Origin of the sequence: Azospirillum sp. A29, assembly GCF_042604625.1 — a bacterium.
Lineage (GTDB): Bacteria > Pseudomonadota > Alphaproteobacteria > Azospirillales > Azospirillaceae > Azospirillum > Azospirillum palustre.
Genome location: NZ_CP170469.1, coordinates 42,768 through 67,513 on the forward strand (window position 1 = coordinate 42,768; position 24,746 = coordinate 67,513).

Sequence of the window (24,746 nt, forward strand, 5' to 3'; positions counted from 1 at the left end):
TCCCGCCGTAACCGGCACCGCATCCCACCCCTAGGAGATGACCGATGGATGACGTCCTTCGGAACGACGCGTCACGCGTCAACGACATCCGACATGTGATCGAGGCCGACCGCGCCCATGTCTGGCACCATCTGACCCAGCACAAGGGGTTCGAGACGACCGACCCGCGCATCTTCGTCGAAGGCAAGGGGATGCGGGTGTGGGACGCCGCCGGACGCGAATATCTCGACGCGGTGTCGGGCGGCGTCTGGACGGTCAATGTCGGCTATGGCCGGGCCAGCATCGCCGACGCGGTGCGCGACCAGCTGGTCAAGCTGAACTACTTCGCAAATTCCGCCGGGTCGATTGCCGGCGCCCGCTTCGCCGAAAAGCTGATCGGCAAGATGCCGGGGATGAGCCGGGTCTATTATTCGAACTCCGGCTCCGAGGCGAACGAGAAGGTGTTCAAGATGGTGCGCCAGATCGCGCACCGGCACCATGGCGGCCGCAAATCCAAGATCCTCTACCGCGAGCGCGACTATCATGGCACCACGCTCGGCACGCTGGCGGCGGCGGGGCAGGCGCAGCGACGCGCCCAGTTCGGCCCCTTCCCCGAGGGCTTCGTCGAGGTGCCGCATTGCCTGGAATACCGCAGCCAGTACGGCGCGGTGGAGAATTACGGCGAGCTGGCCGCCGACGCCATCGAGGCGGTGATCCTGCGCGAGGGGCCCGACACGGTCGGCTCGCTGTGCCTGGAGCCGATCACCGCCGGCGGCGGCGTCATCACCCCGCCCAAGGGCTATTGGGAGAAGGTGCAGGACATCTGCCGCCGCCACGAGGTGCTTCTGCACATCGACGAGGTGGTCTGCGGTCTCGGGCGCACCGGCACATGGTTCGGCTACCAGCATTACGGCGTGCAGCCGGACTTCGTCACCATGGCGAAGGGCGTGGCGTCGGGCTATGCCGCCATCTCCTGCACCGTGACGACCGAGCCGATCTTCGAGCTGTTCAAGGACGACCCCGCCGACCCGATGTCCTTCTTCCGCGACATCTCGACCTTCGGCGGCTGCGTCGCCGGGCCGGCGGCGGCGCTGGAGAACATGCGGATCATCGAGGACGAGAATCTCCTCGCCAACACCCAGGCGATGGGGGAGCGGCTGATGTCCAGCCTGTGGGAGCTGTCGGAGCGCCACCGCGCCGTTGGCGACGTGCGCGGCAAGGGACTGTTCTGCGGCGTCGAGCTTGTGCAGGACCGGGCGACGAAGGAGCCGGCGGAGGAGAGGCTGGTGCAGGCGGTGGTCGCCGACTGCATGGCGAACGGCGTCATCATCGGCGCCACCAACCGCTCGCTTCCCGGCCTGAACAACACGCTGTGCCTGAGCCCGGCGTTGATCGCCACCGCCGATGACATCGACCGCATCGTCGTGGCCATCGACGGCGCCTTGTCGCGCGTCTTCGGCTGAAGGGCGGCAGGTTGCCGGTGCCCCGCATCCTGCGGGGCACGCGCCCGCACTCGATCCGGGTCGATGCTCCTGACCTGAACAAGCCGAATTGATCGTCTTGTCGATGCCGGACCTACCGCGGCTTGCGTGCGTGGACCTCCAGCAGGCACTCGCGAAAGGCCCTCGCCACCCGCGACAGCACGCTTTGCGGAAGATGGGCGAGGCAAAGCGGGATTTTGAAGCTCAGCAAATCGGGCCGCAATGCCCGCATTTCGTCGCGTTCGACATAGCGCTGCGCGAAATGCCGCGGCAGAAAGCTGACGAACCGGCCGCTCAGGATCAGATGCGCCTGACCTTCCATGTTGTAGGCCGTCGCACTGGGCGCATGTTTGAAAAGCGTGTTGTAAGCGGTCGCCACGGCATAGCCGCGGCGCGCATAAGCCTGCTCGGCGATCAGCTCCAGCGACAGCCGCGCCGTGTCCGTCTCGAACAGCGGATGACGCGCGCCGCAGAACAGGTTCTGTTCTTCATGGAACAGCTGCTGCAATTGGACCGCACCGTTCATCGGCTGGTTGGGGACGATGGCGATCTCCATCTGCCGGCTGAGCAATTCGGTTTCGATCTGGTTGGGCGAGATGACCGTCAAGGTCAGATGCACGTTCGGCACCCGTTCGTTGAAGATGGCAATCGCCCGGTCGAACGCGCAATTCGGGTTCTCGACGACCGCGTCGACAATCCCGATCCGCAGGTCCCCGACCAGGCTGCCGCGCATGGCCCCGACTTCGGTGCGGAAATTGTCCATGGCCGCGAAGAACTTGATGGTCTCCGTATAGATCTTCTGCCCATGTTCGGTCAGCGCGAATCCTGAACGGCCGCGCCGGCAAAGCGTAAGCCCAAGCCGCGTTTCGAGTGCCGCCATCTGCGCGCTGATGGTGGAGCGCGAAATGCCGAGTTCACCCTGTGCCTGGGTGAACCCCCTGCTCTCCACGACAGTTCGGAAAATGCGGAGCTGACGCAGATCCACGTCGCTGAGCGGCGGCAGAGTGGGCTGCATGATAGGTTGGCATCGTCGGACGTTTAGATTTGAAATCTGATATTATTGGACGTTTCATCCTATGGCAACGTTGCGGTCATCGATCCCCTGCGGAGACCGCGATGCCCTTGAAATCCGACGGCGAAAAGCCCCTGGCGGGCGCCTCGCCGACATCCTTCCAGCCGGTGTCGGCGTTCGACCTGCCGCGCTATGCCGGGCTGCCCAGCTTCATGCGGCTGCCCTATCTCGGGCTCGACGATCCCGCCACCGCGGAGGTGGACATCGCCATCGTCGGCGTGCCCTGGGATGGCGGCACCACCAACCGTCCCGGCACCCGCCATGGTCCCCGCCAGCTGCGCGACCTCTCGACCATGATCCGGCCGGTCCATCCCGTCACCGGCATGAACCCGTTCAGCCTGCGCAACGTCGCCGATCTCGGCGATTCACCGGTCAATCCGGCCGATGTCGCCGACGCGCTCGACCGCATCGCCGGCTTCTACGGCACGCTCAAGAGCCGCGGGATCGCACCGCTCAGCGCCGGCGGCGACCATCTGGTCTCCTACCCCATCCTGAAGGCGCTGGCGGCGGACGGACCGCTCGGGATGATTCATTTCGACGCGCACACCGACCTGTTCGACACTTACTTCGGCGGCTTCAAATACACCCACGGCACGCCGTTCCGCCGCGCCATCGAGGACGGCTATCTCGATCCCCGCCGCGTCGTGCAGATCGGCATCCGCGGGACGATGTATGACGGCGCTGACGTCGTCTGGGGCCTGGAGCAGGGGGTGCGGATCATCCGCATCGAAGAGGTCGAGGATCGCGGCATCGCCGCGGTGATGGAGGAGGCGCGTGCCATCGTCGGCGACGGTCCCACCTATGCCAGCTTCGACATCGACTGCATCGACCCGGCCTTCGCGCCCGGCACCGGCACGCCGGAGATCGGCGGCCTGACCACGCGCGAGGCGCAGCGCATGGTGCGTCTGCTGTCCGGCCTCAACCTCGTCGGCGCCGATCTGGTGGAGGTTTCGCCGCCCTTCGATCCGTCGGGCGGCACCGCCTGGGTCGGCATCTCGATGATGTTCGAGCTGCTCTGCGTGCTCGCCGCCTCCCCCCTCACGCTCCGCCGCCGGACCTGATCCGTCCGAACGCCTTCAAGGAAAGAGAGACCGAAGCATGAAGCAGTTCCTTTCGCGACTTCGCGGCCCGGCGCTCGCCCTTCTCGCCGCGTTCGGCGGCTTCGCATCCACTGCGTCGGCGGCCGAGCTGACCGTCGCCCATTCGACCTGGGTCGGCTACGGCCCGCTCTACATCGCCAAGGAAAAGGGGTTCTTCAAGGACGAGGGGCTCGACGTCAGGCTGGTGCTGATGGAGGACGTCAAGACCCGCATGCCGGCGCTGACCGCCGGCCGCATCGACGTGGCGGTGACGACGGTCGACGCGGTGCTCGGCTTCACCTCGGCGGACCGTCCGCTCACCTACCTGTTCGCCGTCGACGACAGCCGCGGCGGCGACGGCATCGTCGCCAACAAGGCGATCAAGGACATCGCCGGGCTGAAGGGCAGGAAGGTCGCCTTCACCGAAGGCTCGGTCTCGCAGTTCTTCCTCAGCGTGCTGCTGAAGGACGCCGGGCTGAGCGTCAAGGACGTCCAGGCGCTGAATATGACGGCCGGCGACGCCGGTGCCGCCTTCGTCGCCGGCAAGGTCGACGCCGCCGTGACCTGGGAGCCCTGGCTCAGCCGCGGCAAGGCCACCTCGCATGGCGCGCTGCTGGTCGACAGCTCGGCCAAGCCCGGCCTGATCACCGACGTGATGGTGACGACCAAGGCCAAGCTGGAAGCGCGCCGGCCAGAGATGGTCGCGCTCTACCGCGCCTGGAGCAAGGCGGTCGACTGGCAGAAGGCCAATGCCAAGGAAGCCGACGCCATCATGGCGAAGGGCATCGGCGGCTGGCTGGAGGATCCGGCGGTCTTTGCCGAAACCCGCGCCGGCATCGCCTTCTACGATTCCGCCATGAACGCCACCTTCATGGACCCGGCCAAGCCCGACGGCATCGTCGCCACCATCGCCAACGCCAGGACGCTCGGCGAGGCGGCCGGCCTGTTCAAGCTCGACGCCGATCCGGCCGCCATGATCGCCACCGGCATCGTAAAGTGACCCACGGAGCAGGCACCATGTCGACCCGTTCCCTGTTCGCACCGAAAGTCGATATCCCGCGCAGCGCCAGCCTAGCGCTCGGCACCGGCTCTGTCGCCATCCTGATCGGTTTCTGGTGCCTGCTCACCTATGGCGGCTTCACGCCTCCCGACTTCCTGGCCGCGCCCGACAGGGTGCTGGCGGCCGGGATCAAGCGGATCGGTGACCTGTCGCTGTTCCGCCACATCGGGTCGAGCCTGACCGTCATCCTGTCCGGCTTCCTGCTGGCCTCGATCCCGGCGGTGCCGCTCGGTATCCTGATGGGTAGCTTCCGCGCCGTGCAGGCGGCGGTCGAGCCGATCACCGGCTTCATGCGCTACATCCCGGTGTCGGCGCTGATCCCGCTGCTGATCCTGTGGATCGGCATCGGCATCGAACAGAAGATCATGGTGATCTTCCTCGGCACCTTCTTCCAGCAGCTGATCCTGATTTCCGACGTGTCGGCCCGCGTGTCGAAGGATCTGATCGACTGCGCCTACACGCTGGGCGCCAGCCGCCGGCAGGTGGTGCAGCGCATCCTGTTCCCGGCCTGCATGCCCGGCGTGCTGGACAATCTGCGCGTCACCATGGGCTGGGCCTGGACCTATCTGGTGGTGGCGGAGCTGGTCGCCGCCGACAGCGGGCTCGGCTACATGATCCTCAACGCCATGCGCGGCCTGTTCACCGACGTGATCCTGCTGGGCGTCTTCACCATCGGCGTCCTCGGGCTGATCACCGATTTCCTGTTCAAACTGCTGCGCCAGCGCCTGCTGTCCTGGTCCGCCGATCTGTAAGGAGCATCCCATGAGCCTGCTCGCGCTCGATCACATCACCGTCCGCTTCCAGCCCAAGGGCAAGCCGGAGGTGACGGCCCTCGACGATGTTTCGCTGCGGGTCGCCCACGACACCTTCGCGGTGATCGTCGGTCCGTCCGGATGCGGCAAGTCCACCCTGCTCCGTCTCGTCGCCGGACTGGAGACGCCGACCTACGGCAGCATGACGCTGGACGGCCAGCCCATCGCCGGCCCGTCGGCCGACCGCGGCATGGTGTTCCAGACCTATACCCTCTTCCCCTGGCTGAGCGTGCGCGAGAACGTGATGTTCGGCCCGAAGCTGAAGGGGCTGCCGAAGGCGGAGTGCGAAGACATCGCCGACGACCTGATCCGCGCGGTCGGGCTTTCCGGGTTCGAGCGGTCCTTTCCCAAGGAGCTGTCGGGCGGAATGCGCCAGCGCGTGGCCCTGGCGCGGGCGCTCGCCAACGATCCGCGCATCCTGCTGATGGACGAGCCGTTCGGGGCACTCGACAGCCAGACCCGGCAACTGATGCAGGAATTGCTTCTCGAGGTCTGGCAGGCGCGGCGCAAGACGGTCCTGTTCATCACCCACGATATCGACGAGGCGATCATCCTCGGCGATACCGTGCATGTGATGACCGCGCGGCCGGGGCGCATCAAACGGTCCATGTCCATCGATATTCCACGTCCCCGCAACCTCGATGCCCTGACCTCCACGGAATTCATGCAGTTCAAGCGGGAAATTCTGCACCTGATGCACGACGAGGCGGTGCTCGCCGCCCGAACCTGACGCGGACGCCGCGGAGCGTTCCGGCAGGCCGGTGCGGGTCCGGCTGCGAACACTCTCAAAGGCAGTTTCTCAAAGAAAGAAGTCGTCGATCTCGCCGCCCTGCTCCTGGCCGGTTTGCTCCCCACCGGGTTGCTTTTGGCCGAGTTGCTTTTGGCCGACTTGCTCCCGTCCGCCTTGCAGGCCGCCGAAAAGGTCGGAATGGATGCTTCTCTCCCGTTCCGCGGTGTACAGCGACGCGAAGAGCCGCTTCATTTCGTCGGAAATCCCGGGTGCATGGATGTCTCCCCGACCGGCATAGGGTTGCATCCGGTCCACGAAGCGTTGGGCGAACCCTCCGAGCCGAAGCTCCATGCCCAATCGGCCGACCGTGCCGGTCAGCACCTTGGAGGCTTCCGCGCAATCGCCGGTCATGGTCGACAGCGAGCGCATCTGATCGGCGTGCAGCCGCTTCAGGCAATCCATGGAGCCGGTCATGGCATCCACCAGCTCCATCGCCACCCGATGGTTGGTGCCCGACCGCAGGTCCAGCCCGTTCGCCCGGTCGGTGGCCGCATGGATCGCCTCGGTGATCGCCTTCGACATGTCCTCGGTCCGGCGGCTGCACGCGCGCAGCTCCTGCGCGACCACGCCCAGCGCCCGCCCCGCATCGCCAAGCCGCGCGCATTTCAGCGTTGTGTTCAGCCCCATCAGCCGCATGTCGGTGTCGATGGAGCGGATGGCGAGAACGTCCCGTCCCATGGCGACGAACCCGCCCGAGACTTCGCCCACCTGCCTGCGGATGATGTCGTCGGACTGGCGATAGCGATTCAGCAGCTCCAGCGCCCGGTCGACGTCGCCCGCGACATCGTGCAGAACGGACCGGCCTGCCGGCCTGTCGGCGGCCGGGATGTCGCCGCCCGACCCGAACAGCTCCCGGGCTTCCTGCGCGATGCTGTCCGCATCGCGGGCAAGCGCTTCCAGATTGTCCTTCAGCGACGCCACCTGACTGGAGAAATCGGCGCACGCCTCGACGCACTGGCGGATTTCGAGGGTGCAGATCGCCGCCGACAGGTCCTGCCGGTGTCCCAGGTCCAGCCCGGCGAGCCATCGCAGGTCCCGCGCCAGGGCGGACGCCGGGGGCGGGTCCGCCAGCAGGGCCAGCACATCCATGGCCACGCCGATATGGGCCAGCCGCTGGCAGGTGAAGTCGCCGACCTGAAGGTCGCTGATGCAGCGGGCGATGCGCCGGCCGATCTCCTCGACACGGCCGACGAAGCGCTTTGATGCAGCCTGCGCGGTGTGGCGGTATGCCGTCAAGCGGTCCAGGCTCGCCTGCAGACGGCTGCCGACATCGTCCAGGCGGGTGCGGTTGTCGCGCTCGAACGCACTGGCGCCGTCCTTTGCCGCGGACATGGTCGTGCGCAGATCGGCGAGACGCCCGATCGCCTGCGTCGTCGCCGCCTCGGCCAGACGGTGGAGCCGGTCGATTTCCCGGTTGAACACGCTGAAATCGTCGCTGCCGGTGCGGATCTGCACCGACTGGACCTTCGCGTTGATCGCCAGGGCGGTGATCTCGCCGATGATCTTCGCCAGGGTGGCGAGCAGGGCGGCCATATCGGCCCCCGTCCCATCGAGATCGGTCAGATCGGTCAGCGTTTGCCGGAGATTGCCCGCCAGACCGTCGGTCACGCTGCGGACGGTGCCCAACCGCCTGCAAGCCTCGGCGCCGTCCTCGCTGTCGATCAGCATGGACAGCGCGCTGAAGCGGCCGCCGATTGCCGTCATCCGCTCCAGCGTTTGCGACAGCGTTTCGCCGACCGTCAGGAAGGTCGTCTCGATGGGCGCCGATGCGGCGCGCAGTTCGGCGCTCAGCGAGCGGATCAATCCCATGTCCGGGCCCTGGGCCGAACCGGACCGATCCGGGCCGGGCTGGGGAGCCGCCGGGAAGGCGCCGCCCGGACCGCCAAGGGCCGCTGCGTCAACGGTGCTGTACATGCCGGAAGCCTTTTCCAAACGGATGCGTCAGGGGAAGCGGATGACGTCACGAGCGGTCATGGCGCAGGATCTCGCGCGGGATCGACGAAAGTCCCACCACCTTGTCCACCCCGCCGCGTGCGATGGCCTCCTTCGGCATGCCGAAGACGACGCAGCTCTCCTCGTCCTGGGCGACGGTGAAGGCGCCGGCCTGCTGCATCTCGCGCATCCCGGTGGCGCCGTCGTCCCCCATTCCCGTCATGATGACGCCGACGGCATTGCCGCCGGCGCAATGGGCGGCCGACCGGAACAGCACATCGACCGACGGTCGGTGCCGCGACACCAGCGGCCCCTCCTTCACCGCCACCAGATACCGGGCGCCGCTGCGTTGCAGCAGCATATGGCGGTTGCCCGGCGCGATCAGCACCTGCCCGCGCAGCACCGTGTCGCCGTCGCGCGCCTCGCGCACCGTCATCTCGCACAGGCTGTCGAGCCGGCGGGCGAAGGCGGCGGTGAAGCTTTCCGGCATGTGCTGGACGATGACGATGCCGGGGCTGTCGGCGGGCAGCGCCTCCAGCACCTCGCGCAGGGCCTCGGTGCCGCCGGTGGACGCGCCGATGCAGATGACGCGCTCGGTGGTGCGGGCCATCGCCCCGCCGCTGGGGGCCGGCATCATCACGTCGGCGCTCAGCTTCGGTTCCGGGGCGCGGGTGCGGCCCAGGGGTGTGCCGTGGGGAATGGAGGTGGCGGATGCCGGGCGGGCGGAGGGGCGCGGGCGGGCACGGGCCGCCGCCTTCACCGTGTCGCAGATGCGGACCTGGGCGTCGAGCAGGCTCTGGCGGGTGTCGATCCGCGGCTTCAGGATGACGTCGACGGCTCCGGCCTCCAGCGCCTGCATCAGCGTCTCGCTGCCATCCTCGACCAGCGAGGAGCACATCACCACCGGGATCGGGTGCTGGTTCATCAGCTTGCGCAGGAAGGTGATGCCGTCCATGCGCGGCATCTCGACGTCGAGCGTGATGACGTCCGGCGCCTCCTCCGCGATGCGGCGGACGGCGGCATAGGGATCGGCGGCCGTCCCCATCACCTCGATCTGCGGATCGGACGACAGGATGCCGGCCAGGGTCTGGCGGACGGTCGCGGAATCGTCGACGATCAGCACGCGGATCTTCTGGCCCATCGTTCAGCTCCGGACGAAAATGGCGGAACCCACCTGTTTCACGGGCAGGTTCATGTTGGCGATGGTCTCGCTGTGGCCGACGAACAGGTAGCCGCCGGGCCGCAGATGGCCGCAGAGCTTCTCCAGCACCCTCTGCTGCGTCTTTTTGTCGAAATAGATCAGGATGTTGCGGAAGAAGACCACATCCATGTCGGTCGGCATCGGATAGACCGGGTCCATCACATTGAGATGGCCGAAGCGGACCGACTGGCGGACCGGCGGCACCAGCCGGACCGTGGGATTGCCGTCGTCGCGCGACCGCATCAGATAGCGTGACGCGAAGGGGGCGGGCACCATCTTTGCCATGTCGAGCGGGTAGACGCCGCTCTTCGCGGCGGCCAGCGCCTCCGTGCAGATATCGGTGCCGACGATCTCGTGGCGGATCGGCGCTCCGGTGCTCGCGCGGTCGAGCATCAGCATCGCCACCGTGTAGGGCTCCGCCCCGGTCGAACAGGCAGCGCTCCAGATCTTGAGCGGGCGGTCCTGGCCGGGCCGATGGGGGAGACGGGACAGGGCCGGGATGGCGGTGCCCATCAGATAGCGGAAATGCTCGATTTCGCGGAAGAAGTCGGTCTTGTTGGTGGTGACGGCATCGATCAGGTCGACCATCTCGCCGTCCAGCCCGCCTTCGTCCAGCACATGGCGGCAATAGGCGTTCATGTCCGGCAGCCCGAGCACCCGCAGACGGCGGCGCAGCCGGCCTTCCACCATGGTCCGCTTGCTGGGCGGCATCCGGATGCCGGCATGGCGTTCGATGATGACGGCGAGCCGGGCGAAATCCCGCTCCGACAAAGTGTCGGAGGATGGCCGCGACCGCCCTTCGTCTGGCTGCGGATCGTCGGGATCGATCATGACACCCCGTCCGCCATCAGGCCCGCCATACCGTTCGCCATGCCATCGGCCATGTCCAGCAGAGCCACGTCGTCCTCGGCGAACAGACGGGCGATGTCGAAGACGATGACGAAATTGCCGTTGGAGCGGCCGATGGCCTGGATGCAGTCCGAACGCCAGCGCCCGCCGACCTGGGGCGGCGTCTCCAGCCCGCGCTCGTCAAGCGAGGTGACCTCGAACACCCGGTCGGCGATGACGCCGACGGTGATCGACTGCCCCCGCTGCGGCACGTCGAGCACGACGATCCGGGTGTTGGCGGTGGGCTGTGCCGCCGGCAGGCCCAGCTTGATCCGCAGATCGACGGTGGGCACCCCCTGGCCCCGCACGTCGATCATGCCGACCAGGAAGGACGGCGCGTGCGGCAGGCGGGTGATCGGCTGGAGATCGAGGATCTCGCGCACGATGGCGACCTCTATGGCGAACACTTCGCGATCGATGCCGATCGTCACATATTGCGCCGGTTCGCGGGGCGCGGTCGCGCTGGTCATCTGCGGCTTCCGGTTCGGGGGACGGAACGGCGGGATGGCGCTGCAAGCACCATCCCCCTTGCATGGAGAACGGCCCGGCGATCAGAACGCGGTGTAGCGGGCGTCGAGCGCGTCCGGGCCGCTGCCGCCTTCCAGCGCGATCTTCACGCCGCGGTCCCTGCCGTTCAGCTTCGCCGCCGGCTTGTGCGTCAGGGTGACGGTCGTCGACGGACGGCGGGCGGCCGGAACCGGGGACTGAGCCTGCGCCGGCCGGGCCTGAGCGGACACAGAGACCGGGCTGCGGGCGGCGGAGCGGACGGCGGCCTTCTCCTCCACCGTGAAGTAGGAGATGGTGTCCTGGAGCTGCGTCGCCATCGACGACAGCTCTTCCGAGGTCGCGGCCATCTGCTCGGACGCGCTGGAGTTCTGCTGCGTCACCTTGTCGAGCTGCTGGATCGCCTGGTTGATCTGCTCGGCGCCGATGTCCTGCTCGCGGCAGGCGGCGCTGATCTCCTCGACCAGTTCGGCGGTCTTGCGGATGTCAGGCACCAGCCGGCCCAGCATCTGTCCGGCCTCCTGGGCGATCTTGGTCGATTCCGCCGACAGGGAGCTGATCTCCGCCGCCGCCCCCTGGCTGCGCTCGGCCAGCTTGCGCACCTCCGAGGCGACCACGGCGAAGCCGCGGCCATGCTCGCCGGCCCGCGCCGCCTCCACCGCGGCGTTCAGCGCCAGGAGGTCGGTCTGGCGGGCGATCTCCTGCACGATGCTGATCTTCTCGGCGATGGTCTGCATCGCCTGCACCGCCTTGTTGACCGCCTCGCCCGACGCCTGGGCGTCCTTGGACGACTGGCGGGCGATCTTCTCCGTCTGGGTGGCGTTCTCGGCGTTCTGCTTGATGTTGGCGGCCATCTCCTCCATCGAGGCCGAGGCCTCTTCGGCGGCGGACGCCTGCTCGGTCGAGCCCTGCGACAGCTGCTCCGAGCTGGCCGACAGCTCCTGGCTGCCCGCGGCCACATTGTCGGAGGCGGACAGCGCGTCGGTCACGACGCCGCGCAGCTTCTCCAGCATGGTTTCCAGCGCCAGACCCAGCGTGTCCTTGTCCGACTGCGGACGGGCCTGGACGGTCAGGTTGCCACGGGAAATCTCGTCGGCGACCTCGGCGGTCGCCCGCAGGTTGGCGGTCATGCTGTTCAGTGCCGTCACCAGATCCTTGATCTCGTCGTCGGTCGACACCTCCACCTTCTGGCTGAGATCGCCGATGGCGACCGCATCGGCCAGACCGACCGCCTTGCCGAGGCCGCGGGCGATGGAAATGGCGATGTAGGCACCGGCGGCGATGGCGACCAGCAGGGCGAGCGCCACCGCACCGATGGTGATCGCGCGGATCTGGGCGTAGGTGGCCTCTGCCCCCTGTTTGTCCGCCGTCATGCTCTTCTCGGCATCGGCAACCAGTTCGTTGGCCGCCTGTCCCAGCTTGGAGGCGGCGGTGCGCACTTCACCGATGGAGATCGCCAGTGCCTTGTTCTCGGTGTTCTTCAGGGAGAGGGCGAGGGCGTCGTTGGTGACGCGTTCATAAACCCGATACCGATCAATAAAGGTGTTGAAGGCGCGGATGTCTTCATCGGCCGTCAGGCGGCTACGGATGTTGTCCTGCTGCTGGGAAATGCTTTTCAACAGGTCGGGCAACGGTTTCAGCATCGCGGCCGTGCCCGCGTCGTCGGACACGAGCAGCGAATTCCTGATGATGATGCGCGCATTGGCCCAGTCCGTCGTCATGCGCCGGATCAGGTGGGCTATGGCCGTCTGTTCCGCTGTCGCCTGTGATCCGGTTTCCACGCGATCAAGCAAAGGCCGCAAGGCTTCCTGTGCCGCGACAACCGAATCGTTGCCGGGGCCGATCAGCATATCTGCACCCTTTGAATTGGAATGGACCCGCCCGATGGAGCGGACCTTGTCCTGGGAATTGGTGAATTCCGCCATCAGGGCCTCGACCTGAGCCGCCTTGTGGGTGCCCTCGGCATCGGCGATGCGCCGGTACTGCTCCAGGACTCCCTTGAACTCCTCCCGGCGCGTCAGCATTCCCTTGTCGAAACGCTCAATGTCCTCTTCGCTGCTCGACAGCAGGAAGTTTTTCTCTTCGCGCTGGATCAGATAGACCAGCGTCGGCATCTGGCGGGCGACATTGATCCGCTGGGCCGAGACGTTGACGAGTTCCTCGATCTTCTGGTTCAGGTCCGTCAGCCCGTTCAGGGCGATGCCGGCGGTGGCGGCGGACAGCAGGATGACCGTGCCGAATGCCACGACGATTTTGGCTTTTATGGAGATGCGCATGGCCGTTCCTTGCTCCGCGGACCTGGACGGCCTGTCCCAAGGACAGGACCGGGCCGGCCGGTTTGGTTTCCGTTGACCGGGTTTCAATGGGTCGTGAAGATCCGGACGATGTCCGGAATGACGATGAAGTCGTCGCCGCGCTTGCCGATCCCCTTGATCAGCTCGGGGTTCCAGCGCATGCCGATGTCGGGCGTGTCCTCGATGGAGGCGCCGGCGATGCCGGTCACCTCATGGACCTTGTCGGCCAGCAGCCCGACCACCGTCGGCTCGTCGTCCAGCAGGATTTCGACGACGACGATGCGTGTGTCGATGGTCGGTGGCGTGCGCTCCATGCCGAAGCGGATGCGCAGGTCGGCGAGCGGCACCACCTTGCCCCGCACGTTGATCAGGTGGCCGACCAGCGGCGGCGCGCCCGGAACCTCGGTCTGGGGAACGATGTCCAGAATCTCGTGGACCGAATTGGCGTCGATGGCGAAGATCTCGCCGCCCAGCCCCAGGGTCAGCGCTTCGAAGGTCTCTGTCCCGGTGACGGCCATGCCGGCCTCCCTGTGACGTCTGTCGATGGAATAGGTTCGCTGTGAGGACCGCTCAGCAGGCTTCGCGCCGCAGCTCCTGCGTCTGGCCGGCGGCCACGATCTGCGCGATGTCGAGGATCAGCGCGACCGAGCCGTCGCCCAGGATGGTGGCGCCGGAGAAGTTGGCGACGTCGGCATGCAGCTTGGACATCGACTTGATGACGGTCTGGTGGTCGCCCAGGACCTGATCGACCACCAGACCGACGCGCTTGTCGCCGGAGGAGATGATGACGATCTTCTGATAGGGATCGGGCGGATGACGCACGGCGAAGCTGTCGCGCAGACGCAGGAACGGCACCAGCGCTCCGCGGATGTTCAGGAAATTGCGGTTGGCATGGCGGCGTTCGACATCGGCCGGCAGCTCGACGCATTCCTCCACCGCGAACAGCGGGATCACGTAGCGCCCCTGCCCGACCCGGACCAGCAGCCCGTCGATGATCGCCAGCGTCAGCGGCAGGCCGAGCGTGATCTCGGTTCCGCCGCCCGGCAGACTGGACACCTCGATGGTGCCGCGCAGCCCATCGATCGTGCGCTTGACCACGTCCATGCCTATGCCGCGGCCCGACACGCTGGTCAAGGTCCGCGCCGTCGAGAAGCCGGGATGGAAGATCAGCTGGAACAGCTCGGCGTCCGACAGCTTGGCGCCGGGCGGGATCAGCTCCTGCTCCTCGGCCTTGGCGCGGATGCGGTCGCGGTCCAGCCCGCGCCCGTCGTCGCGGATGGTCATCAGCACGCGGGTTCCGGCATGGCGGGCGGACAGATGGATGCGGCCCTGCGGCGGCTTGCCCGCCGCCACGCGCTCCGCCGCCGGTTCCAGACCGTGATCCAGGCTGTTGCGGATGATGTGGACGAGCGGGTCGTTCAGCCGCTCGATCATCGTCTTGTCCAGCTCGGTCTCCTCGCCGGACATCGTCAGCGCCACGTCCTTGCCCAGCTCCTGCGAAAGGTCGCGGACCAGCCGGCGGAAGCGGCCGAACAGCGATTCCACCGGCACCATGCGGATGCCCATGGTGATGTCGCGCAGGCCGTTGGACAGCCGTTCGATCTCCTCGGTCACCGACTTGATCTGGAGATCGACGCTGTCGGAGATCAGCTGCTTCAGGCGGGCATGGGCGATCACCAGCTCGCCAACCTGATCCATCAGATCGTCGAGCCGCTCCGCCGGCACGCGGATCGAGTTGGCCGCCAGCTGCGCCCTGCCCTTCTCGGGCACAGGCTCCGCCTTCGGCAGGGCCGGCTCCTTCGGCGGGACAGGCCCGGCCGCCATCGCCGGAACGGGCACCGGCACCGTTTCCTGCTCCGCCGCCGGCTCCGGCAGCGCCGACACCGGTTCGATGGTCAGTTCGGTCTCGTCGATCACGAAGATGAACACGTCTTCGATGGTCGAACGCGGATGTGCGGTGGTGAGGATCAGCTCCCAGACGATGTGGCAGCGGGTCGGCTCCAGCTCGCCCAGCGGCGGAACGTCGTCGGTCAGGGCGACGATCTCGGCCTCACCCAGCCCACGCAGTTCATCGAGCAGCAGCAGCGGGTTGGTTCCGCGCTCCAGCGCATCGGGAGCGAGCCTGAAACGGACACGCCAGGTCGCCCGGCTTTCCTCGTCGTCGCGCTCCCGGTCAAGGGGAGCGGACATCGCGGCACTGCCGCTCAGGTCCGCCAGCCGGGCCAGGATGCCATCGGCTACGGCAGGGTCGGCGCTGGCGGGATCCTCGATCAGGATGCGGATATGGTCCTTGGCGGCAAGGGCGATGCCGATCATCGCCGTCGTGGCGGCCAGTTCGCCCTTGCGCATCCGGTCGAAGGCGCTTTCCAGATGATGGGTGAAGCTCGCCGCGGCCTCGAACCCGAACATCGAGCCGGAGCCCTTGATCGTGTGCAGGGCACGGAACGCGGTGTCGAGCGGCTCGCGGTCGGTGGGGCTCTGTTCCAGATGGAGCAGTGCGGATTCGAGATCGGCCAGAAGCTCCGCCGCCTCTTCGCGGAAGACCTGGCCCGGGTCGCCGCCGGTCATGTGCCGACGATCTTTCGGACGACGCTCAGCAGCTGGTCCTGCTGGAACGGCTTGACGATCCAGGCGGTGGCGCCGGCCGCCTTGGCTTCGGCCTTCTTGCCGGCGTCGGATTCGGTTGTCAGGAAGACCATCGGGATGCCGCGATAGGCCGGCAGCGTCCGCAATTCGCGGATCAGCGTCAGGCCATCCATATTCGGCATGTTCAGATCGGTCAGCACCAGATTGAAGCTGCCGGACTTCGCCTTGACCAGGGCGTCACGCCCATCCGCGGCCTCCACCACCTGATAACCGGCGGAGGACAGGGTCAACTTGACCATCTGGCGCATGCTGGCGGAATCGTCGACGGCTAGTATGGTCTTCGCCATGATGTCAGGGCACTCCAATCCAGAATTCATCCGCCTTGCGCGTAGGTCCGGACATAACGATGAAGCCGCCCCGTTCGAGCGCATCGCGCATCGATGCGGAGATCGGCTGCTTGAGATGCAGGCCGATGCCCCGCCCGGCTGCGCTTTTGCGCGCCGCCAGCAGAAGTTGAATGAAGCAGATCGATGTCTCGCCAACCTCGCTGCAATCGACATCGACCCGGCCAGCCGAACTCAGCGAATCCCGAAGCCGGTCGCGAACGTCCTCGACTTCGATGAGCGTCATCGGGCCAACGCACTCCACAACAACGCTTCCACTGAGATCGGCCATTCGTCTTCACCGCATTCGCCGCGTCATCGCAGTCGCCATGTCACCGCAAGGCACATGTTGAAATTTCATATCTTGTTGGTCTGCGTAATTGAAATTCGGGATATCCCCAACCCCGGTTTCATCGCAACTTAATGGCCGCGAAAGATGATATAGCATCTATATTAGATTCTTCGCCGGCACCGGGCCGGTCGTACCGGTCGGCCGGTGACGCCGTCCCCTCCCCTTCCGGTCACGGCGGGCAATCGTGTGCGTGTTTGCGGCCGCCCCCCGCCTCTTGATAGTCTGTGGCTGGACGACCGGAGAGGCTTTCGTGGCGAACGGCGGGCAACGGGGCGGGCAGCGGGGCGCGTGGCCGGAAAGAATGGGGCCGGAGGGCGGAAGGCCGGCACGGGCAGGTCTGAGCGAGGCGATCCTGACCTTCCTGGAGCGTGGCGTCAGCCTGGTCGTATCGTCGAGCGATCGGGCGAACCGACCGCGGGTCGGCCGGGCACTGGCGGTGCAGGTGCCGGCGGACTCGACCTGGATCGGCGTCTGCCTCGACCGGACGGCGAACGCCGCCCTGCTGGCGGCGGTTGCCGAGACCGGACGCTTCGCCCTGGCGGCGACCGAACCGAGCACGCATCTCTCCATCCAGCTGATCGGCGAGGACGCCACCGTCACCGCAGCGGATCCCGAGGCGATGGCGATGGCCGCCCGCCACGTCGACGCCTTCGCCGCCGAACTGGCGCTGATCGGCTACGGCGAAGCCTTCACCCGCGCCCTGATGGCGCATGACCCGGCCACACTGGCAGTGGTCCGCTTCTGCCCGTCGCGGCTCTATGACCAGACACCGGGCCCGAAGGCCGGTAGCGCGGTGCCGCCATGAGTGCCGCCACCAGCGCCTCCCTGACGCTCGATGCGATCCGCGCTTGCCTGGAGGGGGCGGTGCCGGCGACCATCGCCACCTGCGCGCCGGACGGAACGCCCAACGTCTCGCTGCTGTCGCAGGTCCATTACGTCGATCCCGACCACGTCGCGCTGTCCTACCAGTTCTTCAACAAGACGCGCGCGAACATCCTGGCCAACCCCATCGCCGTCCTGCAGGTGATCGACCCGCCGACCGCCGCGCAGTACCGGATGGAGCTGTGCTACCTGCGCACCGAGACCACCGGGCCGCTGTTCGAGAGCATGAAGGCCAAGCTGGCCGGCATCGCCTCCCACGTCGGAATGCAGGACGTGTTCCGGCTGCTCGGCGCCGACCTCTACCGGGTGACGGCAATCGAGGCGGTGCCCGGCGGCGCCCCCCTCCCCGCCCCGGTCGCCCAGCGCAGCCTCCTGTCGGCGACCCGGCGGGCCTGCGAGGCCTTGCGCGGCTGCGCCGATCTGACGGAGCTGCTTGACCACAGCCTGTGCGTGCTGCGGCGGCTGTTCGGGGTCGACCATGCGCTGATCCTGATGCCGGACGAGGCGACCGGCCGGCTCTTCACCGTCGCGGCGCTCGGCTACGACTCCTCCGGCGTCGGGTCGGAGGTGGCGCCCGGCGAGGGGGTGATCGGCGTGGCGGCGCGGGAACGGGTGCCGATCCGCATCACCCACATGACCAGCGACGTCGCCTACAGCCTGACCGCCCGCGACGGGGCGGAGGACGCCGGGCTGACCGGCGGCCCGGCCCGCGAGATCCCCTTTCCCGGATTGGAGCGTCCGCACAGCCAGCTGGCGGTGCCGATCCTGGCCGGGCGGCGTCTGGCCGGCGTGCTGTTCGTCGAGAGCCGGCAGGAAATGCGCTTCACCTACGACGACGAGGATGCGCTGGCGACGCTGGCCGCCCAGCTCGGCGCGCTGATGCAGGCCCTGCCCCCGGCGGAGGAGGTGGCGCCCGTTTCCGCCACTTGCCCGGAGGCTGGCGGCGCCCCGGTGGTGGTCCGCCACTACGCCGCCGACGACAGCGTGTTCGTCGACCACGATTATCTGATCAAGGGCGTGGCCGGCGCCATCCTGTGGAAGCTGGTGCGCGACCACACCACGCTTGGCCGCACCGACTTCACCAACCGCGAGCTGCGGCTGGCCCCCGACATCCCGCTGCCCGATTTCGCCGAAAATCTGGAAGCGCGGCTGATCCTGCTGCAACGCCGGCTGGACGAGCGCTGCGGCGTTCTGCGCATCGAAAAGACCGGACGCGGACGCTTCCGCCTGGTGGTGACAAAGCCGCTTCTCCTCCAGGAGACGGCGTGAACGCCGTCCGGCTTTACTTTCCATCCCGACAGTTATCGGGCCAGAAACAGTTACGAATATTTTAGCATTCCGTTAGGCAACAGTTAGCAAGCCAACGGCGATTGCCTGCGTAGGGTCCGTTCCGCACACAACGTCACGGAGCCGACCGACATGACCGCCCTCCCTCCCGTGGAGGCCCTGGAGCGCATGATGCTGGAGCGCATGATGCTGATCCGGGCCTACGAAGAAACTTTGGTCGACCTGCATGGCCGCGGCCGCGCCGCCGGAACCTGCACCGCCATCGGGCAGGAGGCGTCGGCCGTCGGCGTCGTCGCGGCGCTGACCCCCGACGACCTGATCCTCACCAACCACCGCAGCGCCGGCCATCTGCTGGCCCGCGGCGCCGACCCCGGCCGGATGCTGGCCGAGGTGCAGGGCAAGAGCGGCGGCTATTGCGGCGGCAAGAGCGGGTCGCTGCACATCTCCGCCAAGGAGCTGGGCATCGTCCTGACCTCCACCATCGTCGGCGGCGAGCTGGCGCTGGCGACCGGCGTGGGGCTGTCGCGCTCGATGCAGGGCGGCCCCGGCATCGTCGTCTGCTTCTTCGGCGACGGGGCGGCCTGCGAGGGCCGCTTCCACGAATCGCTGAACCTCGCCGCGGTGTGGAGCCTGCCGATCCTCTATGTCTGCGAGAACAACCAGTGGCAGGCCTTCGTCCACCGCAAGGAGACGATGACGGCCGACGGGGTCGCCGGCCATGCCGCCGCCTACGGCATCGACAGTGCGGTGGTCGACGGCAACGACCCGCTGGCGGTGTTCGAGGCCGCCGCCGCCGCGACCGCCGCCATCCGCCGCACCGGCAAGCCCTTCCTGCTGGAGGCCATGACCTACCGGCTGCGCGGCCATTTCGAACCGGACGACCAGTCCTACGTCGACCCCGGCGAGCTGGCCCGCTGGCGCGAGCGCGACCCCGTCGTCCTGCTGCGCCTCCGGCTGGAACGCGACGGGCTGCTGGACGCCGCTGCCGCCGCCCGGATGGAAGAGTCGGTCAGGACGCGGATGGAGGCGGCCGCCGCCTTCGCCGAGGCCAGCCCGTACCCAGCGCCCGAGGAACTGACCCGCGACGTCTACGCCTGACCCGGGAGACCGACACCATGACCCAGATGACCGTGAACGATGCGATCTCCGCCGCGCTGGCCGAGGAGATGCGCCGCGACCCCTCCGTGCTGATCTTCGGTGAGGGCGTCGCCACCAAGCGCCGCGACCTGCTGGGCGAATTCGGCCCGGCCCGCGTCCGCAACACCCCGCTGGCCGAGGGCATCATCGCCGGCACCGCCGCCGGGGCCGCTGCCACCGGCCTGCGCCCGGTGATCGACCTGCTGTTCGCCCCCTTCCTGTGCTACGCGATGGACGAGATCGTCAACAGCGCCGGCAAGCTGCGCTACGTCTCCGGCGGGCAGTTCAAATTCCCGATGGTGGTGCTGGCGATGACCGGCGCCGGCTGGGGCGTCGGCGCCCAGCACAATCACAACATCGAATCCTGGTTCGTCCACAGCCCCGGCCTGAAAATGGTGATGCCCTCGACACCCGCCGACTTCAAGGGGCTGCTGAAAGCGGCGATCCGCGACGACAACCCGGTGCTGGTCTTCGCCGACATCGCGCTCGGCTACAGCGCCGGCGAGGTGCCCGAGGACATCGACGCGATCCCGCTGGGGCAGGCCGCGCTGCGGCGGGCAGGCGACGACGTGACGCTGGTCTCCTACGCCAAGACCGTCGGCACCTGCCTGGCCGCCGCCGACCGGCTGGCCGAGGCCGGCATTTCCGCCGATGTCCTCGACCTGCGCAGCCTGAAGCCGCTGGACGAGGACGCCATCCTGCGGTCGGTCGCCAAGACCGGCCGGCTGGTGGTCGTGCACGAGGCAAGCCGCCTGTGCGGCGTCGGGGCGGAGGTCGCGGCGCTGGTCGCCGAGAAGGCCTTTGCCAGCCTGCGGGCGCCGGTGCTGCGGCTGACCGGCCCCGACGCCCCGGCCCCGGCCAGCTTCCCGCTGGAACAGGCCTTCGTTCCCCAGGCCGACGCGGTGGTCGCGGCGGTCCAGTCCCTCGTTCATGGCGCGCTCGCCGCCTGATCACCCGGAGTTGCCGACGATGTTCCGCAAGGCCTTGTGCACCGCCCTCCTGCTGTCCGCCGCCGCTTTCGCCTTCCACGCCGATGGGGCCCGCGCCGACGAGAGGGTGGAGCGCGGCAAATACCTCGTCGCCCTCGGCGGCTGCAACGACTGCCACACCCCGGGCAACTTCCTCGGCAAGCCGGACTTCGCCCACGCGCTGAGCGGATCGGAGGTTGGCTTCGAGATCCCGGGCGTGGGCGTGTTCCACGGCCCGAACCTGACGCCGGACAAGGTGACCGGGCTCGGCGACTGGAGCGAGGATCAGATCGTCGCCACGCTGCGGACCGGCAAGCGGCCGGACGGGCGCATGCTGGCGCCGGTGATGCCCTGGATGGCCTTCTCCGTCCTGACGGACGCCGATGCCTACGCCATCGCCGCTTACCTGAAGAGCCTGCCGGCGGTCGCCAACAAGGTCCCCGGCCCCTTCGGCGCGACGGCGAAGCCAACCGGGTTCGTGATGCGGGTGGTGGCGCCGCAGAGCGAGTGAAACCGGCGTCCCGGCGGGTTCGCTCAGTCCTCGCTGATCGACACCAGCTCGGCCTTCCGGCGGCGCCGGGTGTCGGCCAGTTCCCTGGAATCGACGCGGACGAAGCTGCCCGGCGCCTGTTCGGCGTCGGCCGCACGGGCGATCTCCCGCCGGTTCCAGGCGGACACCCGATGCGCCTCGGCGATCTGATGCAGGAACAGGTCGGACGGACGCAGGCGGAAAATGATGTCGTCGTGCCGCTTGCCGACCTTGATGACCTCGCGTTCGACCTCCGCCAGTGCGCCGACCTTCTGCAGCACATCGACGATGTCGGAAATCCAGCGGAGCATGTTCGACCAGCGCGCCCATTCCGTCATGCCGCTGTCGCGCATGATCTCCCGCGCGGTGATCTCGATGCTGGACCGGTCCTGGTGATGGCGTTGCAGCAGCGTGAAGGCGACGCGCTTGAACAGCCAGCGCGAGAACGGATTGGCGATGCGCATCAGCCATTCATAGGAGATGCGCTGCTGCTCGACGCTGCGGATGGTGTTTTCCACCATCCAGTTGAACTGCACGGCGGTTTCGACGTCGGCCCGGCCGTTCTCGTCCGGCGAGCCGCCGGCGTTGACGTCCTGGTTGCGCATCCACAATTGCGGGAAGACGCTGGAATCGAGCAGGGCGTTCTTCCCGCCCTTTTCCGCGATGACGATGGTCGAGCGGCGCAGGACGAGGAGCGCTTCCTTGAGTTCCGGCAGGCTCAGCGTGTGCTTGACCCGCCGAAGCTCCTGCATCACCTCGTAGAGGGTGAATTTGAAGACGATGGAGTCTTTGTCCCCGGTCGACAGCCGGGCCTTCTCGGCCGCAAGCCGGCGGATGACCTCCTCGACGACCTGCTCCTTCTCGCCGGGGAACATGTCGATTTCCTCGACGACCTCGGTAGCGCCCTCCTTCACCCGGCGCTCGATGCGGGCCGGCAGGATCTTGAGCGAATAGCTCTTGTCGTTGAAGACGAACTCGCGCTTCACCTGACGCAGGAAGCGCGGCTTGGCCGGATCGGGCTCCGCAGCGTCGACCGCGCCGGCGGAACGCTTGCGGCCGTTGGAGCGTGCGACATCGGAGGCGAAGAAGACCCATTTGGGCGCGACATCGTAGAGGCCGACGAAATGGGTCGTGCGCTTGGCGTCGTCGGGCTCGTCGATCTCGAACAGAGCGAACTGGAGCGGCAACGCCATCTGCTTCAAGTCGCCCTTTCCGCCCGGTGTGTTGCTCGACATCTTGGGGTCTCCAGCCACGTCTCCAACGACACACGCTATGGGGTCGGACATCCGCTGCGCAATGACGGATTTGGCATGCCCTTCTCCATGCCGGTAGGTGCCGGGTGCAGATAGGCAGGTTGCGGGTGCAGAAGCGATAGGTGCCGGGTGCAGACCAGTAGGTCCTGGGTGCAGGAAACGCCGGGACAGGCAGCCGGACACTCCTTTCTGCACCCGGCACCTACCGGTAACCGTCCGAATCGGGGTGGAATTGCCCGGCCGGCTTCCAGCGACGGCCCCTGGGGCGCCAGGATCTCCAGCCTCCGCATCGATCTGCACCCGATGCCTACCCAACTGCGCCGACGCTCACGCCGACAGCTCCCCTTCCCCCGCTGCGCAGGCAGGCGGAGACCGCAAGCGGTCGGTAGGTGCCGGGTGCAGCAGAGCCTCCAGCGAGTCCGGGATCGCCGGGCAGCCTTCCGCCCTGGCGTGACGGTAGGCACCGGGTGCAGAAAGCGGATCATCCTCCGGCCCCTCCTGCCGCGGCAACCGGGTGCAGAGTCCCGCACCGCCGTCCGATAGGAACCGGGTGCAGATGGCCCGCTCCGATTCGCAGGTCATCTGCACCCGGCGCCTATCCATCGGCACCCACACCCTACCGGGCTGCATCCGGCACCTATGCATCTGCACCCGACACCCAACGGTGGGCGCCGGGTGCAATTTGGCCGATGCCCGTCCCTCGGGGAATCCTGACTGCAGATCCGTCGGCCCATGCCGATTGCCAGACCTCGCAGGAGCACCCGATGCGCAGCTCGCCGACCGACAGCACCAGCCGCTGGGGCAGGATCCCCGCCTGGTGGCTCGACCACCCCGATCTCGACGCCGACGGGTTCGCCATCCTGGCGGCGCTCGCCACCTTTGCCGACGAGCACGGCGTCTGCTGGCCGTCGCAATCGACGCTCGCCGCCAAACTCAAGCGGTCGCGCCCGACAATCAACCGAATCCTGCAACGACTGGACGACATCGGTCTGGTCCGCATCGAACACCGCCGCGGTCGCGACGGCTCCCGGCTGTCCTGCCTGTACCGGCTGCGCGTCGAGCAGGATGGGAACGGGGCCGCGAAGGAGGCGCCGCGCCCTGCCGCCGCCGGGGATGTTCATGCGGAGGACAGGGATGACTCGCTGATGAACGCCCCCTGTCCGCCAGCGAGTCAAAAACACCTCCATTCCGAACAGATTCCGGACTCGCTCGCCACGGGCGGGCGCGGGCAGATGTCCGACGTGCCTGCCGATTGGATGCCGAGCACCGACGACCTCGCCTGGGCCCGCAGCGGTTTCGGCACAGTCGATCTCGGTCGGCATGTCGAGGGCTTCGTCCTGCGCTGCCAGGCGCATGGCTACCGCTACCGCGACATCTCCGCAGCATGGCGCGCCTGGCTGATCCAGGATGCCGCCGCCGGCAAGGCACCCGCGGCCAAGAGTGCGGCGGGCGGTGCCCCCCTTCCGCCGTCCGCTTCGCCGACCGTCCGGTCACGCGAAAGCGCTGCCGAACAGCGCGTCAATGCCTGGATGACCGTCGCGGCGCGGCTCAAGGATGCGAAGCCCGAACCCCGTTCCTGGCTGTGAGGAGAACCGCCATGTCAGCCGCCGCCGTCATGCCGGTGCCGGAGCGTTCGCCGCTGCCCTTCGACCCCGCGATGCCGCCGGGCGACCGCCGCCGGCTGCTCGTTGCGGCCTTGCCGGAACCGCTGCGCGAGGTGCTGGCCGCCGGCCGGCTCGAACACCGTCCGCGCTTCGGTGACAATGGCTTCGACGGGCTTTCCGAGATCTGGTCGCCGCCTGCCAGCGTCACCGCCCGGCAGGCCGCACTTGCGCAACGGGCGCTGGCCGATCTCGAAGGGTCGGTCCTGGCTCCGGCGGAGCCCGAGCGGCTGCTCGGCCGTATCCTGGCACTGCTGTCGCATTACCCAGCGAAGGGGCTGACGCCCGAAGTGGAGCAGCTGGTTGCGATGGACTGGGTCGAGGATCTGGGGGAGTTTCCGGGCTGGGCAATCGATCAGGCAGCGCGCAGCTGGCGGCGGACACGGAAATGGCGGCCGAGCATCGCCGAGATGCGGGCGCTGTGCGAGGAGGCCTGTGCGAAGGAGCGCCAGCTGGCCGAGTGTCTCCGCAAACTGTCGGGTGCCGCCCTGCCCGGATCGTCGGTTCCGGGTTTCACCCGGCTGGCCGAGGCTCCCTGTATCCGCCGTTTTCCCTGATTCCAGGCCTTGATCGCGGCTTTCACCGGTGTTGCCGAAAAGACAGGGTGGCGGCGAGA

At 67.7% G+C, this 24,746-nt stretch carries 23 protein-coding genes; 12 read left to right on the forward strand and 11 right to left on the reverse strand.

Features of this window, described 5'->3' with window-relative positions; all coding sequences use genetic code 11:
* Nucleotides 1-44 precede the first annotated feature (44 nt).
* Nucleotides 45-1,442 (forward strand): aspartate aminotransferase family protein, encoded by a 1,398-nt coding sequence (locus tag ABNQ38_RS34305; protein ID WP_377811344.1) that lies wholly within the window; start codon nucleotides 45-47, stop codon nucleotides 1,440-1,442.
* A gap of 112 nt (nucleotides 1,443-1,554) precedes the next feature.
* On the opposite strand, the gene ABNQ38_RS34310 is transcribed toward ABNQ38_RS34305, so the two are convergent.
* Nucleotides 1,555-2,475 carry a LysR family transcriptional regulator gene (locus ABNQ38_RS34310; RefSeq protein ID WP_377811345.1) on the reverse strand — a complete coding sequence of 307 codons (921 nt, stop codon included), beginning with the start codon at nucleotides 2,473-2,475 and terminating at the stop codon, nucleotides 1,555-1,557.
* A gap of 101 nt (nucleotides 2,476-2,576) precedes the next feature.
* Between ABNQ38_RS34310 and speB the strand changes: the two genes are divergently transcribed.
* Genes speB through ABNQ38_RS34330 form a run of 4 tightly spaced genes read left to right on the forward strand, consistent with a single transcriptional unit; the run spans nucleotide 2,577 to nucleotide 6,213 of the window.
* Nucleotides 2,577-3,593, forward strand: a complete 1,017-nt coding sequence (speB, locus tag ABNQ38_RS34315) for an agmatinase (protein WP_377811346.1) — start codon at nucleotides 2,577-2,579, stop codon at nucleotides 3,591-3,593.
* 37 nt (nucleotides 3,594-3,630) lie between these two features.
* On the forward strand, nucleotides 3,631-4,611 hold the full coding sequence (locus ABNQ38_RS34320; protein ID WP_377811347.1) for an ABC transporter substrate-binding protein: 981 nt from the start codon (nucleotides 3,631-3,633) through the stop codon (nucleotides 4,609-4,611).
* Between the two features lie 17 nt (nucleotides 4,612-4,628).
* Entirely contained in the window at nucleotides 4,629-5,423 is a 795-nt protein-coding gene (locus ABNQ38_RS34325; RefSeq protein WP_377811348.1) for an ABC transporter permease, read from the forward strand.
* Nucleotides 5,424-5,433: 10 nt separating this feature from the next.
* On the forward strand, nucleotides 5,434-6,213 hold the full coding sequence (locus ABNQ38_RS34330) for an ABC transporter ATP-binding protein (protein ID WP_377811349.1): 780 nt from the start codon (nucleotides 5,434-5,436) through the stop codon (nucleotides 6,211-6,213).
* A gap of 69 nt (nucleotides 6,214-6,282) precedes the next feature.
* Here ABNQ38_RS34330 and ABNQ38_RS34335 read toward each other — a convergent pair whose 3' ends face one another.
* The 9 genes from ABNQ38_RS34335 to ABNQ38_RS34375 form a co-directional block, all read right to left on the reverse strand.
* On the reverse strand, nucleotides 6,283-8,187 hold the full coding sequence (locus ABNQ38_RS34335) for a methyl-accepting chemotaxis protein (protein ID WP_377811350.1): 1,905 nt from the start codon (nucleotides 8,185-8,187) through the stop codon (nucleotides 6,283-6,285).
* A 46-nt stretch (nucleotides 8,188-8,233) separates the two neighbouring features.
* Nucleotides 8,234-9,346, reverse strand: a complete 1,113-nt coding sequence (locus ABNQ38_RS34340; RefSeq protein WP_377811351.1) for a chemotaxis response regulator protein-glutamate methylesterase — start codon at nucleotides 9,344-9,346, stop codon at nucleotides 8,234-8,236.
* A gap of 3 nt (nucleotides 9,347-9,349) precedes the next feature.
* Entirely contained in the window at nucleotides 9,350-10,237 is an 888-nt protein-coding gene (locus tag ABNQ38_RS34345; RefSeq protein ID WP_377811352.1) for a CheR family methyltransferase, read from the reverse strand.
* Nucleotides 10,234-10,764 carry a chemotaxis protein CheW gene (locus ABNQ38_RS34350; protein ID WP_377811353.1) on the reverse strand — a complete coding sequence of 177 codons (531 nt, stop codon included), beginning with the start codon at nucleotides 10,762-10,764 and terminating at the stop codon, nucleotides 10,234-10,236. Before ABNQ38_RS34350 ends, ABNQ38_RS34345 begins: the two co-directional genes overlap by 4 nt.
* 81 nt (nucleotides 10,765-10,845) lie before the next feature.
* Entirely contained in the window at nucleotides 10,846-13,074 is a 2,229-nt protein-coding gene (locus tag ABNQ38_RS34355; RefSeq protein ID WP_377811354.1) for a methyl-accepting chemotaxis protein, read from the reverse strand.
* An 83-nt stretch (nucleotides 13,075-13,157) separates the two neighbouring features.
* Nucleotides 13,158-13,610, reverse strand: coding sequence for a chemotaxis protein CheW (locus ABNQ38_RS34360; protein WP_377811355.1), 453 nt, complete (start codon nucleotides 13,608-13,610; stop codon nucleotides 13,158-13,160).
* A gap of 52 nt (nucleotides 13,611-13,662) precedes the next feature.
* Nucleotides 13,663-15,660, reverse strand: a complete 1,998-nt coding sequence (locus tag ABNQ38_RS34365) for a chemotaxis protein CheA (protein ID WP_377811356.1) — start codon at nucleotides 15,658-15,660, stop codon at nucleotides 13,663-13,665.
* Nucleotides 15,657-16,025, reverse strand: a complete 369-nt coding sequence (locus ABNQ38_RS34370; protein ID WP_109046704.1) for a response regulator — start codon at nucleotides 16,023-16,025, stop codon at nucleotides 15,657-15,659. Before ABNQ38_RS34370 ends, ABNQ38_RS34365 begins: the two co-directional genes overlap by 4 nt.
* A 4-nt stretch (nucleotides 16,026-16,029) precedes the next feature.
* The gene (locus ABNQ38_RS34375) at nucleotides 16,030-16,308 is read right to left on the reverse strand and encodes a lipid asymmetry maintenance protein MlaB (RefSeq protein WP_377811357.1); all 279 of its coding nucleotides are present in this window, start codon (nucleotides 16,306-16,308) and stop codon (nucleotides 16,030-16,032) included.
* A gap of 355 nt (nucleotides 16,309-16,663) precedes the next feature.
* Here ABNQ38_RS34375 and ABNQ38_RS34380 point away from each other — a divergent pair, with 355 nt between their 5' ends.
* From ABNQ38_RS34380 to ABNQ38_RS34400, 5 genes are all read left to right on the forward strand, one after another.
* A complete protein-coding gene (locus ABNQ38_RS34380) occupies nucleotides 16,664-17,218 on the forward strand; it encodes a hypothetical protein (protein ID WP_377811358.1) in 555 nt (184 codons plus the stop codon).
* On the forward strand, nucleotides 17,215-18,564 hold the full coding sequence (locus tag ABNQ38_RS34385) for a GAF domain-containing protein (RefSeq protein ID WP_377811359.1): 1,350 nt from the start codon (nucleotides 17,215-17,217) through the stop codon (nucleotides 18,562-18,564). Before ABNQ38_RS34380 ends, ABNQ38_RS34385 begins: the two co-directional genes overlap by 4 nt.
* 150 nt (nucleotides 18,565-18,714) lie before the next feature.
* On the forward strand, nucleotides 18,715-19,680 hold the full coding sequence (locus ABNQ38_RS34390; protein ID WP_377811360.1) for a thiamine pyrophosphate-dependent dehydrogenase E1 component subunit alpha: 966 nt from the start codon (nucleotides 18,715-18,717) through the stop codon (nucleotides 19,678-19,680).
* Between the two features lie 17 nt (nucleotides 19,681-19,697).
* A complete protein-coding gene (locus tag ABNQ38_RS34395; RefSeq protein WP_377811361.1) occupies nucleotides 19,698-20,669 on the forward strand; it encodes an alpha-ketoacid dehydrogenase subunit beta in 972 nt (323 codons plus the stop codon).
* 19 nt (nucleotides 20,670-20,688) lie between these two features.
* Nucleotides 20,689-21,198, forward strand: coding sequence for a c-type cytochrome (locus ABNQ38_RS34400; protein ID WP_377811362.1), 510 nt, complete (start codon nucleotides 20,689-20,691; stop codon nucleotides 21,196-21,198).
* 23 nt (nucleotides 21,199-21,221) lie between these two features.
* On the opposite strand, the gene ABNQ38_RS34405 is transcribed toward ABNQ38_RS34400, so the two are convergent.
* Nucleotides 21,222-22,451, reverse strand: a complete 1,230-nt coding sequence (locus ABNQ38_RS34405; RefSeq protein ID WP_377811363.1) for a plasmid replication protein — start codon at nucleotides 22,449-22,451, stop codon at nucleotides 21,222-21,224.
* A gap of 782 nt (nucleotides 22,452-23,233) precedes the next feature.
* On the opposite strand from ABNQ38_RS34405, the gene ABNQ38_RS34410 reads away from it, so the two are divergent.
* Together ABNQ38_RS34410 and ABNQ38_RS34415 are read left to right on the forward strand one after the other, a co-directional pair.
* On the forward strand, nucleotides 23,234-24,055 hold the full coding sequence (locus ABNQ38_RS34410; RefSeq protein ID WP_377811364.1) for a helix-turn-helix domain-containing protein: 822 nt from the start codon (nucleotides 23,234-23,236) through the stop codon (nucleotides 24,053-24,055).
* 11 nt (nucleotides 24,056-24,066) lie between these two features.
* Nucleotides 24,067-24,687, forward strand: a complete 621-nt coding sequence (locus ABNQ38_RS34415; RefSeq protein WP_377811365.1) for a hypothetical protein — start codon at nucleotides 24,067-24,069, stop codon at nucleotides 24,685-24,687.
* Nucleotides 24,688-24,746: the final 59 nt, after the last annotated feature.